The organism is Kitasatospora sp. NPDC059408 (assembly GCF_042751525.1).
In the GTDB taxonomy this organism is placed as follows: domain Bacteria; phylum Actinomycetota; class Actinomycetes; order Streptomycetales; family Streptomycetaceae; genus Kitasatospora.
This window is the reverse complement of the sequence record NZ_JBHYWI010000149.1, coordinates 1-11,245: the sequence shown is the minus strand read 5'-3', so window position 1 is coordinate 11,245 and position 11,245 is coordinate 1. Positions and strand designations below refer to the sequence as shown.

The window sequence follows — 11,245 nt, the reverse complement described above, 5'->3', positions numbered from 1 at the left end:
CGGGCCGGGCGCCGGGGTCCCCGGGGGCCCCCCCCCCCCGGCCCCCCCCCCGCGGCCCGGGGGGGGCCCCCCACGGACCGGCCCCGACCCGCGGCCCGGGCTCCTCACACGAAGTTCTTGTCGATCAGCAGCCGGAGGATCGCCGGGTACTGGTCGGGAAAATCCATCGGGACGATGCCGAGCCGGGCCCGCTCGGCCTTCCGCGCATCGAGGTAGGCGAACACCTCGGGCATGATGAACCGGGCGTTGTGCCGCGGGAAGTTAAGACCGCCGGAGAAGCTGGTGAAGTTCGCGAACATCCGCGTCGCGCCCGGGTCCAGGAAGGCCTTGTCGAACTGGGCCGTGACGAGCCGCGCCTTCTGGGAGTTCTCGACGCCGTCCCAGCGGTCCTGGGTGTCGAACCAGTCGTTGGTGCCGCTGGACCACTGGATGACGGACCACGGGTTGCCGAAGTCGGCCACCAGCACGATCCTCCCGCGCGCCTCGCCCAGGACGGGCCAGCGGGCGTCCGTCCAGAACTAGCGCCGGAAGCCGAAGTCGTCCAGGTAGTAGTCGATCCGGCGCTGGAACTCGGCCGCGTCGAGCCGGTTGCCGCCCGCGTACTCGTTCTTGATCCGCATCACCACGACCTCCCCCGCGTGCGCGCTCAGGAACGAGGTGCACTGGTTGAGCACGTCCTGGAGCCGGATGTACTGGTAGTTGTCGCTGTGGTAGATCCCCAACTCGCTCGCCGTGCCTTCGAGTCCGTTGCAGCGGATGTCCAGGAACCGTATGCCGCGCTGGAGTTGGTCGGGGATGCCCCAGTTCTGGGTGTGCGACCACTCCGTGCCGTGGAGGGGGTCCGTGCAACAGGAGTCGTGGGTGCCCGGGACGGTCAGGCCGGTCAGCGGGACGCCGTCGTCGAGACGGCCCATCCACTCCCGGTCGTCGACCTCCGCGGCGCGCGGCACGCGGCCCGCCGCGACGGCGGGGGCGGTCGCGGGGGCGGTCAGCGCGCCGGCGGCGAGCGCGGCGGCACCGGCCTTCAGGGCTGTGCGGCGGGGCATGAGGCTCATCCGTACTCCCGGACTCGGGGGCGCCCGGCGGGGCGCCCGCAGGAAGTGGTGCTCTCACTATGCTCCAACGCGCCCGGGGGGCAAGGTGGTTCACGCGCGCACGGTCCTCACCGAACCGCCTCCGTACGGCCATGAGCACAAGTCGGGAATCATGACGAATACGGCCGAAGGGGCGAAGCCGCGTGACCGCACCGCCGCCGCCGGTGTTGTCAGGCCATCACGCCAGCCTCCGGAGGCCCGCCCATGCGCACCGCCCTGCTCAGTGCCCTGCTCCTCGGCGCCCTCGCCGTCCCCGCCGCCGCGACCGCGTCCGCCGCGCCCCAGGCCCGCGAGGTGAACCAGGGCTACAGCATCCCCGTGGGCGCCGTCACCGACCTCGGCGCGCTGCCGGTGCTCGGCAGCCTCGGGCTGGACTTCGCCCGGCTCCTGGGGCAGTAGACCGCGTCCGTCACCGAAGCCGCCACCGGCACACACCGCCGGTGGCGGCTTCGCGTTGCCCGGAAACACGCGCCCGCCACCGCGCGACACATCCCGCAACACGCCGTCACAGGGCCGCAACACCCGTTCCCACCAGCCAAGATGCCGATTGACATCGGCCCACGGCCTTCAGCACGATGAGCCCCGAACCCCGTCGCAGCGAGCCGGAAGGAGGGCCCGTGCACACCGCCGTCCAGCGCGTCCCGCGCGCCGCCGCCCTCCCCGCCCGCCGCTGTTGTCGCGGCACCCGGGCGCTCTGACCGCCCCACACCTCCGGGCGCAACCACCGGCCCCCGAGCGCACCGACCGCTCCCCGCACGCCCTCCGCCGTGCCGCCCCACCCCGCCCGCTCGCCCGGCCCAGCCGTGCCCGGACCACGGGCCGCTGCTGCCATCACCCGTCCCCGCCAGGGGATTCGAAGGGACATCCACCATGACCGACCTCCGCCTCACCCCCGCCGCCGGCCGGATCGGCGCGATCGTCCACGACGTCCGCCTCGGCGGCGACCTGCCCGCGGACACCGTGGCCGCCCTCGAAGCCGCCCTGTACGAGCACAAGGTGCTGTTCTTCCGCGGCCAGAAGCACCTCGACGACGCCGAACACGAGGCGTTCGCCCGCCTGTTGGGTCACCCGGTCGGCCACCCCACCGTGCCCAGCGCCGACGGCCGGTACGTCTTCGAGCTCGATGCCACGAAGGGCGTTCGGGCCAACAACTGGCACACCGACGTCACGTTCGTCCCCTCCTACCCGAAGGCCTCCATCCTCCGCGCTCTCGAACTCCCGCAGGCCGGCGGCAGCACGGTGTGGGCGAACACCGCCGCCGCCTACCAGGACCTCCCCGCGCCGCTCAAGGCCCTCGCCGACGGCCTGCGCGCCGTCCACACCAACGACTACGACTACGCGGCGAACCTCGCCCTGCGCCCCGAGCTCGCGGACAACGCCGAGGTGGCGAAGCTGTTCCGCGAGGTGTTCGTCTCCACCGCGTTCAAGACCGAGCACCCGGTGGTCCGCGTGCACCCCGTCACCGGCGAACGTACCCTGCTGCTCGGCGCGTTCGCGCAGAGCATCCAGGGCGTCTCCGGCGCCGACGGGCGGGCGCTGATCGGCATCTTCCAGCGCTACGTCGAGCGGCTGGAGAACACCGTCCGCTGGGACTGGCAGGTCGGCGACGTCGCGATCTGGGACAACCGCGCGACCCAGCACTACGCCGTCAACGACTACGGCGACGAGCCCCGCCTGGTGCGCCGGATCACCTTGGACGGCGACCTCCCGGTCGGCGTCGACGGCACGCCGAGCCGGCTCCTGGCGCCCGTCGACCCGCCGCGCGTGGCCGGCCTCGTCCCCGCCGAGGAACTCGACAAGGAGCTCGGCAAGGACCTCGAACCGGCCGCCTGACCCCGCGCCCACGCCCACCGCCGTCCCTGCGCCAGCACCGAAGGACCCGCCCGATGACCGCATCCACCACTCCCCCCGCCCCCGGCCTCACCCGCCGCGCCCTGCTGCGCGGCGGCGCCGCCGGAGCCGGCCTGCTGGCCCTCGCGGCCTGCCGGTCGGCGGCCGACCAGGCGGCCCCGGCCGCCGACGCCTCGGCCGGCCCGCGCAAGGGCGGCGTCCTGACGGTGGGCACCGGCGTCGACGTCACGCCGAGCCTGCTCTTCGCCCAGAGCGCCAACACGCTCGTCCAGCGGCTCGTCTTCAACACGCTGACCAGGTACGACGACCAACTGCGCCCGCAGCCGGAGCTCGCCACCTCGTGGCAGGTCGCCCCGGACGGCACGAGCGTGACGCTCCGGCTGCGCGAGGACGTCCGGTTCCACAACGGACGGCGGTTCACCGCCGACGACGTCGTGTTCGCGGTGCAGAACCTCCAGAACCCGGTCCGCTCGGCCCAGTTGCGCTCCACCGCCGCGACCGTCACCGACTTCCGCAAGAACGGCGACTTCGAGCTGACGCTGGTCCTCGCGCACCCGGTGAGCAATCTGTTCGACCTCTTCGAGTTCATGATCATCCCGGATCGCGACACCGTCGAGGAGGCCGTCGCCGGGACGAGGCTGATCGGCACCGGCCCGTTCACCCTCACCGACCGCAAACCCGGCTGCTCGCTCACCTTCGCCCGCAACGACGCCTACTGGAACCCGGGGCGGCCCCACCTCGACGGCGTCGAGATCCGGATCATCCCGCAGCCCGAATCCCTGCTGTCCTCCCTCAGGACCGGCCAGACCCACCTGTCCTACAACGTCCGCGGCAAGGACGTCGCCACGCTCAAGGACGACCCGCAGTTCCGGATCAAGCAGTACGACACCGGCGCCGGCGCCTACTACATCGGCGCCAACGTCACCGCCGAGCACGTCGGCGACAAGCGCGTCCGCCAGGCCATCGCGTGGGCGATCGACCGCGACCGCTTCGTCCAGCAGGCGCTCGGCGGCTACGGCACCGTCTCCTCCGTCCCCTGGCCCAAGTCCTCACCCGCGTACGGCGACGCCGACGCCGCCCACTACCACCACGACCCCGACCGGGCCCGCGCGCTGCTCAAGGAGGCCGGGCTCGGCACGATCACCCTGCCGTTCGCGCACACCGCCGACCCCGGCTCCACCGCGATCGCGCAGATCCTCCAGTACGACCTCAAGCAGGTCGGCATCGAGCTCGTCCTCCAGCCCACCGACTCGCCGACCATGCAGAAGCAGCTCATCGCCCAGACCATGCCCGCGCTGTGGACGCTCAGCCACGGCTTCGCCCAACTCCAGCCCGCCACCCTGGCGGTGAGCGCCTACCCGTTCAACGAGGCCAGGAACAGCTCGCACTTCTCCTCGCCAGCCTACACCGACATCGTGCAGAAGGCCTGGAACCGCCCCGCCGGCGACGGCCCCGAGGCCGCGGCCCTCTACCGGCAGATCACCGACGTCCTGCTGGACGAGGCGTTCGTCATCGACCTCGCCATCGCCGGACTCGTCGAGGTCGCCGGCCGCAAGGTCCAGGGCGCGACCCTCAACAAGTACAGCTACCTCAACCTCGACGACGCCCACCTCACGGCCTGATGGAGCCGCACGTGCGCACCTTCCTGCTCAAACGGCTCCCCAGCGGGCTGCTCGTCCTCGTCCTCGCCTCCTTCCTCGTCTTCCTCATCCTCCGGCTGATCCCCGGCGACCCGGCCACCACGCTCGCCGGCCCGGACGCCTCGCCCGCCGCCGTCGCCGCCATCCGTGCCCGACTCGGGCTCGACCAGCCGCTGTTCGGCCAGTACCTGAGCTGGCTCGGGCACCTGATCAGCGGTGACCTCGGGCCCAGCTACGCGATCGGCGGGCAGGTCGCCGACCTGATCGGCGACGGGATCGCCGCGACCGTCCAACTCACCGCCGGGGCACTGCTCCTGGTCGTGCTGATCGCCGTGCCGCTGGCCGTCCTCGGCGCCACCACCGGACGCCGCCCGGTCGCCGCCGCCGTCCGGGCCGTGACGACCGCCGTCCTCGCCGTCCCGCCGTTCGTCACCGGCGTGCTCCTGGTGCTGGTCTTCGCCGTCTCGCTCCGGATCCTCCCGGCCGGTGGCCACGAATCCCTGCTCGACGCACCGGACTTGGCCGTCCAGTACCTCCTCATGCCCGCCGTCTGCCTCGCCCTGCCCAGCGCCGCCATCCTCGCCCGCTACCTCAAGGACGGCATCGAGCGCGCCCTCGCCGAGGACTACGTCCGCACCGCGACCGCCCTCGGCGTCTCCCGCCGGCGCATCCTCTGGCAGCACGTCCTGCCCAACGCGCTGCCGCCCGCGGTCACCGTGCTGGGTCTCCAGATCGGCCAACTCATCGCCGGAGCCGTCCTGGTGGAACGCATCTTCGCCTGGCCCGGGCTCGGCCAGCTGATCGAGCAGGGCGTCGCGCGCCGCGACTACCCCGTCGTGCAGGACCTCCTGCTGCTCGTCGTCGCCGTCTACGTCACCGTCCAGCTGCTCACCGACCTGGTGCACGCCTGGCTCGACCCGCGCGTCCGCTGGGAGTGACCCCGTGACCACCGCCACCCTTCCGCTTGCCCGGAACCGCTACCTCACAGGCCTGTCGACCTGGCGCGGCCTCGCCGGACTGGCCCTCGTCGGCCTGCCCGCCCTCGCCGGACTGCTCGCCCCGCTGCTCACCGACGCCGACCCGGACGCCCAGGGTCCGCTCGCCCTGGCCGGGCCGGGCGCCGGACACCCGCTCGGCACCGACGACCTCGGCCGCGACCTGTTCAGCCGGGTCCTGCACGGGATCACCGCCGACCTCGGGATCGTCCTGCTCGCCGTGCCGGCCGGCGCGCTCCTCGGCTGCGCGTTCGCACTGCTCGCGGCCACCTCCCGGTGGGCCGACCTCGCCGTCCAGCGGGCCTTCGACCTGCTGCTCTCCTTCCCCGGACTGATCCTCGGGCTCGCCGTCACCGCCGTGCTCGGACCGGGCCGCTGGCCGGTCGTCGTCATCATCGCGATCGCCGAAATCCCCTATTTCGGACGCCAGTTGCGCGCCGGGATCCTGGTGCAGCGGGAACGCGAGTACGCGGTCGCCGCACGCGTCGGCGGCGCCACCCGGCGGCGGGTCCTCCTCCGGCACGTCGTCCCGAACGCCGTGGACCCGCTGATCGTCCAGACCGCCGTGGCCCTCTCCGTCGGCGTGTTCATCGAGGGCGCGCTGAGCTTCCTCGGTCTCGGCGTCCGGCCGCCCGAGCCCACCCTCGGCAGCATCCTCAGCCAGTCCGTCGCCTACCTCGCCACCCACCCCGCCTTCGCCGCCGGGCCGCTCGCCGCCACCACCGCGCTGGTGCTCGGCTTCACCCTGCTCGCCGAGGCCCTGAACCGGGGGATCCGCCGATGACGCCCGCACTCCGAGTCACCGACCTCACCGTGGAGTTCGACGGCACCCGAACCGCCGCCGAACCCCCGGCCGTCGACGGCGCGGGCTTCGGCCTCGCCCCCGGCGACACCCTCGGGATCGTCGGCGAGTCCGGCTCCGGCAAGTCCACGACCGCCCTCGCCCTGCTCCGCATGCTGCCCCCCGGCGGCCGGATCACCACGGGCTCGGTCGAACTCGCCGGGCAGGACCTCGCCGGCCTTCCCGAGGACGGGCTGCGGGCGCTGCGCGGCAGGCGGATCGCGATGATCTTCCAGGACCCGATGTCCTCGCTCAACCCCGTCCTCACCATCGGCCGGCAGCTGGACGAGGCGCTGCGCGCGCACGGCTCCCTGCCGCGCGCCCAACGCACGGCACGCGCCGTCGAGTTGCTCGACCTGGTCGGCGTCCCGGACGCCGCCGACCGCCTGCGCGACCACCCGCACCAGTTCTCCGGCGGCCAGCGCCAGCGCATCATGATCGCCCTCGCGCTCGCCCACGACGCCGAGGTGCTGGTCGCCGACGAGCCCACCACCGCGCTCGACCCGACCGTCCAGCAGCAGATCCTCGGCCTGCTCACCCGGATCAACCGCGAGAGCGGCACCGCCCTCGTCGTGATCAGCCACGACCTCGGCGTGATCGCCCGCACCTGCCGCCGGCTCCTGGTCATGCGGGCAGGACGGATCGTCGAGCAGGGCGACACGGCCGACATCCTCACCGACCCTCGACACCCTTACACCCAACAGCTCCTGTCAGCCGTGCCACGCCTCGATGAACCCTCCACGGCCGCCGCCAACAGCACCCCCGGCACCCAACCCCTGCTCACCGTCGACGGATTGCGCAAGACCTACGGCTCCCGCCGCCGGTCCGTCACCGCCCTCGACGGCGTCGACCTCGTGCTGCACCCCGGCGAGACGCTCGGCCTGGTCGGCGAGTCCGGCTCCGGCAAGTCCACGCTCGCGAAAGCCCTCGTCCAGGTCCACGCCCCGTCGGCCGGTGAAATCCGTTACAGCGGCGAACCGTTGGGCCGGATGCCCCGTCGAGAGATCCAGATGGTCTTCCAGGATCCGTACTCCTCGCTCAACCCCCGGATGACCGTCGGACAGATCGTCGCCGAGCCGCTCGTCGCCCACCGCCTCGGCGACCGCGCCGCGCGCGCCGCCCGGGTGGCCGACCTGCTCACCCAGGTCGGCCTCGACCCGGCGGTCGCCGACCGGCACCCGCGCGCCTTCTCCGGCGGCCAGCGCCAACGCATCGGCATCGCAAGGGCGCTGGCGCCCGAACCGCGCGTGCTGATCTGCGACGAACCGGTCTCCGCGCTCGACGTCTCGATCCAGGCCCAGGTCATCGACCTGCTCGCCCGGCTCCAGCGCGAACTCGGCCTCGCCGTCCTGTTCATCGCCCACGACCTCGCCGTGGTGCGCCGGGTCAGCCACCGGATCGCCGTCATGCACCGCGGCCGGATCGTCGAGACCGGCCCCGCCGACCGCGTCGTCACCAACCCCGAACACCCGTACACCGCCGAACTCCTGGCCGCCGTCCCCCGTCTGGACGAGGCCCGGCCCACCACCCGGAGCACCGCGTGACCACCTCTCCAGACCCGCACCGCCGCGACCCGTACGCCGGCTTCCCCGGCACCGTCGGGCGCACCTTCCGCGAGTCCACCCCCGCCTGGCCCGCCCGCGTCCGCCCGCGCGAGGGCGCGCCGAACATCGTCGTCGTCCTCATCGACGACATGGGCTACAGCGACATCGGCCCGTTCGGCGCCGAGATCCCCACCCCCACGCTCGACCGGCTCGCCGCCACCGGTGTCAAACTCGCCAACTACCACACCATGCCGCTCTGCTCGCCCGCCCGCGCGGCCCTGCTCACCGGCCTCAACCCGCACCGCGTCGGCTACTCCTTCGTCGCCAACGCCGACCCCGGCTTCCCCGGCTACGGCATGGAGGTCGCCGGCGACATCCCCACCCTCGCCGAACTCCTGCACGACGCCGGCTACGCCACCTACGCCGTCGGCAAGTGGCACCTGACCCGCGACTCCGCCTCCAGCGCCGCCGACGACCGCGCCAACTGGCCGCTGCAGAAGGGCTTCGACCAGTACTACGGCGTCCTCGAAGGCCTCACCAGCCTGTTCCACCCGCACCAACTCGTACGCGACAACAGCCCGTTGGACATCGACGAGTTCCCCGACGGCTACTACTACACCGACGACGTCACCGACCAGGCCATCGCGATGGTCAAGTCCCTGCGCGCCCACGACGAGGACAAGCCCTTCTTCCTCTACCTGGCCCACAACGCCGTCCACGGCCCGCTCCAGGCCAAGCCCGAGGACCTCGCCCGCCACAAGGGCCGCTACGACGGCGGCTGGGACGAACTGCGCGCCGCCCGATTCGCCCGCCAGCTCGCCGCCGGCCACTTCCCGCCCGGCACCGAACTGCCCGACCGCAACTCCGAGGCCGGGTACGACGTCGGCCCCTGGGACGAGCTCACCGACGTCCAGAAGAAGCTGTACGCCCGCTACATGGAGGTGTACGCGGCGATGGTCGACAACGTCGACCAGAACCTCGGCCGGCTCACCGACACCCTGGCCGCCCTCGGCGAACTCGACAACACCATCATCGTGTTCACCAGCGACAACGGCGGCACCGGCGAGGGCGGCCCGGAGGGCACCCGCAGCTACTTCAGCCGGTTCGTCCACCACCCGGACCTCCCCGACGACTGGAACCCGGACGTCGAGCGGGAGATCGAGCTGATCGGCGGCCCGCAGAGCCTCGTCCACTACCCGCGCGGCTGGGGCATGGCCTCCAACACCCCGTTCCGCTTCTACAAGGGCCAGACGTACGCGGGCGGCGTCCGCGTCCCGTTCGTCCTCTCCTGGCCCGCCGGCCTCCCCCGCGCCGAGGGCGACACCGGCGTCCGCACGCAGTACCAGTACGTGACCGACATCCTGCCGACGCTGCTCGAACTCGCGGCCGTAGACCGGCCATCGACCCGAAACCACCAACCAGTGCAGTCCCTGGACGGCATCAGCTTCACCTCCGTCCTGCGCGACAGCGGCGCGGCCAGTACGCACTCCGAGCAGTACTGCGAGATGACCGGCAACCGCAGCTACTACCGCGACGGCTGGAAGCTCGTGACGCTGCACCGCCCCGGCACGCCGTACGACGACGGCGAGTGGGCCCTGTACGACCTGCGCACCGACCCGACCGAGATCCACGACGTCGCCGCCGAACACCCCGGCCTGGTCAAGGAGTTGTCGGAAGCCTGGGAGGCCGCCGCCTGGCGCAACGGCGTCTTCCCGCTCGCCGACGGCAGCGGCGCCCTCGCCCTGCGCGGGCCCGAGGCCGAACGCCTGCGGCGCCCGGTCACGCTGCTGCCCGGCACCCCCGAGCTGGAACGCTACCGCTCCTCCCGGCTGATCTCCTTCCGCTCCTTCACGATCGAGGTCGCCCTCGACGACCACCGGGACGGCGACCAGGGCGTGCTCGTCTCCCACGGCGACCAGGGCGGCGGCTACAGCCTCTACGTCGAGGACGGCCACCTCCGCTTCGCCTACAACCAGTACGGCGAGCTGCACGAGACCGACGCCGGACCGCTCCCGGCCGGCAGCCGACTCGTCACCGTCGCGGCCGAGGCCGTCGCCGACCTCAAGTGGCTGTTCCGCCTGCACGTCGACGGCGCGGAGACCGGCCGGCTCGGGCCCGTCCACCAACTCATCGGCATGGCGCCGTTCCAGGGCATCAGCGTCGGCGTCGACCGCAAGTCCCCGGTCTCCTGGCCCGTCCACGAACGCCACCGCTCCTTCCGCTACACCGGCGCCCTCCACTCGGTGACCTACGTGCCCGGCGACCCGGCACCGTACGACCCGGAAACCGTCGCCCGGGCACTACAGGCGGCGGCAGCCGCCTTCGAATAGCCGCCGAGATCGCCAAGTCCCGGTTCCCACGGCCCCCGCCGCGTTAGGCTCGACAGGACGCGGCGGGGCCCGCGCGACCGACCCAGGGGAGAACGCATTGATCGGGGACCTGCTGCCGGACGTCGTGGCGGCCGAAGTCGCGTACGACGACCCGCCGGAGGCCCGACTCGAACCCGCCGAGGCCGCCGTCATCGCCAAGGCCGTCGACAAGCGCCGCCGCGAGTTCACCACCGCCCGCCACTGCGCCCGCGCCGCGCTCGCCCGCCTCGGCGTCGCCTACCGCCCCATCATCCCCGGCCACCTGGGCGCGCCGAGCTGGCCGGACGGCGTCGTCGGCAGCCTCACCCACTGCGACGGGTTCCGCGCCGCCGTCGTCGCCCGCGCCACCGACCTCGCCTCCGTCGGCATCGACGCCGAACCCGCGCTGCCGCTCCCGGACGACGTACTGGAGATCATCTCCCTCCCCGACGAGCAGAAGCGGATCGCCTCGCTGCTGCTGCTGCGCCCCGACATCCCGTGGGACCGCATCCTGTTCAGCGCCAAGGAGTCCGTCTACAAGGCGTGGTTCCCGCTGACCGGCAAGTTCCTGGACACCAGCGAGGCCGACCTCGTCCTCTCCCCCGACGGCACCTTCACAGCCCGCCTCCTGGTCCCCGGCCCGATCGTCGGCACCCGCCGCATAGACGGCTTCGAGGGCCGCTGGTCAGTCCGCGACGGCCTCCTGGCCACCGCCATCGCCGTCACCCCGTAACCGATCCCCACACCCCACACCCCCAACCACCCCGCACCAACGCACCCCCTCAACCACCCCCACCCCTCATCCCCCCACCCCTCATCCCCCCACAGCGAGAGGGTGCGCTGCGGGAGGGGGTGGCGGAGGGGGTGGCCGCGGAGAGGGGCGTGACGGGTGATTTTCAGACTGCCAACGGCGAGAACACCCCACCCACAGA

General features: G+C 72.7%; 10 protein-coding genes. 8 read left to right on the top strand and 2 right to left on the bottom strand.

From position 1 onward, the window contains the following. Positions 1-104: 104 nt before the first annotated feature. On the bottom strand, positions 105-461 hold the full coding sequence (locus ACFXDE_RS42910) for a hypothetical protein (RefSeq protein ID WP_380499656.1): 357 nt from the start codon (positions 459-461) through the stop codon (positions 105-107). Between the two features lie 57 nt (positions 462-518). Beyond that, the gene (locus ACFXDE_RS42905; protein ID WP_380499654.1) at positions 519-1,055 is read right to left on the bottom strand and encodes a phosphatidylinositol-specific phospholipase C domain-containing protein; all 537 of its coding nucleotides are present in this window, start codon (positions 1,053-1,055) and stop codon (positions 519-521) included. Between the two features lie 243 nt (positions 1,056-1,298). On the opposite strand from ACFXDE_RS42905, the gene ACFXDE_RS42900 reads away from it, so the two are divergent. From ACFXDE_RS42900 to ACFXDE_RS42865, 8 genes are all read left to right on the top strand, one after another. After that, complete coding sequence (locus tag ACFXDE_RS42900) at positions 1,299-1,493, top strand: hypothetical protein (RefSeq protein ID WP_380499653.1); 195 nt, start codon at positions 1,299-1,301, stop codon at positions 1,491-1,493. Positions 1,494-1,964: 471 nt separating this feature from the next. Continuing rightward, positions 1,965-2,927 (top strand): TauD/TfdA dioxygenase family protein, encoded by a 963-nt coding sequence (locus tag ACFXDE_RS42895; protein WP_380499651.1) that lies wholly within the window; start codon positions 1,965-1,967, stop codon positions 2,925-2,927. 53 nt (positions 2,928-2,980) lie between these two features. Beyond that, on the top strand, positions 2,981-4,567 hold the full coding sequence (locus ACFXDE_RS42890; protein ID WP_380499650.1) for an ABC transporter substrate-binding protein: 1,587 nt from the start codon (positions 2,981-2,983) through the stop codon (positions 4,565-4,567). Between the two features lie 11 nt (positions 4,568-4,578). Then, complete coding sequence (locus tag ACFXDE_RS42885) at positions 4,579-5,523, top strand: ABC transporter permease (RefSeq protein ID WP_380447606.1); 945 nt, start codon at positions 4,579-4,581, stop codon at positions 5,521-5,523. Between the two features lie 4 nt (positions 5,524-5,527). Then, the gene (locus ACFXDE_RS42880; protein WP_380499649.1) at positions 5,528-6,364 is read left to right on the top strand and encodes an ABC transporter permease; all 837 of its coding nucleotides are present in this window, start codon (positions 5,528-5,530) and stop codon (positions 6,362-6,364) included. Then, a complete protein-coding gene (locus ACFXDE_RS42875; protein WP_380499648.1) occupies positions 6,361-7,965 on the top strand; it encodes an ABC transporter ATP-binding protein in 1,605 nt (534 codons plus the stop codon). Before ACFXDE_RS42880 ends, ACFXDE_RS42875 begins: the two co-directional genes overlap by 4 nt. Next, positions 7,962-10,295 (top strand): sulfatase-like hydrolase/transferase, encoded by a 2,334-nt coding sequence (locus ACFXDE_RS42870; RefSeq protein ID WP_380499647.1) that lies wholly within the window; start codon positions 7,962-7,964, stop codon positions 10,293-10,295. Before ACFXDE_RS42875 ends, ACFXDE_RS42870 begins: the two co-directional genes overlap by 4 nt. A 97-nt stretch (positions 10,296-10,392) precedes the next feature. Beyond that, positions 10,393-11,046 carry a 4'-phosphopantetheinyl transferase gene (locus ACFXDE_RS42865; RefSeq protein WP_380499646.1) on the top strand — a complete coding sequence of 218 codons (654 nt, stop codon included), beginning with the start codon at positions 10,393-10,395 and terminating at the stop codon, positions 11,044-11,046. Positions 11,047-11,245 lie beyond the last annotated feature (199 nt).